The following is a 531-nucleotide window of genomic DNA, read 5'->3' on the forward strand; positions in this document are numbered from 1 at the left end:
TTTCTTTGTTTTCACGTAGATGTTACAGTCATCCGCATACCGGACAAACTTATGTCCACGTTTCTCCAGCTCCTTATCCAATTCATGAAGCATGATGTTTGATAAAAGTGGACTAAGCGGGCCGCCTTGAGGCGTTCCCATGTCCGTTTCCATTACTACTCCATTGATCATCACGCCTGATTGAAGATACCGACGGATTAACTTCAGTAGAATTCGATCTTTGATCGTTTTCGCCAAGATCCCCATCAGTTTGTCGTGATTCACCTTGTCAAAGAATTTCTCTAGGTCTATATCGACTACCCAACGATATCCTTCTTTGATATAATCCTTTGCTTCCCTAACCGCATCATGTCCCCTTCTACCTGGGCGAAAGCCGTAGCTATGGTCCGAGAAGGTCGGATCAAAGATTTTCGTCAACACTTGGGCAATCGCTTGTTGGATGAAACGGTCGGTCACGGTAGGGATCCCTAGAAGCCTTACTCCTCCGTTCGGTTTCGGGATTTCGACTCGACGGACGGGTAAGGGCTTGTA

Annotated in this window: 1 protein-coding gene; it reads right to left on the bottom strand. The window is 46.5% G+C overall.

Annotation, left to right across the window (positions count from 1 at the left end; genetic code table 11):
- Positions 1-531, bottom strand: a 531-nt coding sequence (locus F1381_RS27970; protein ID WP_246188228.1) for a reverse transcriptase domain-containing protein, incomplete at both ends; no start/stop codon positions are given.

Source organism: Paenibacillus tengchongensis, assembly GCF_008973665.1.
Lineage (GTDB): Bacteria > Bacillota > Bacilli > Paenibacillales > Paenibacillaceae > Paenibacillus_AQ > Paenibacillus_AQ tengchongensis.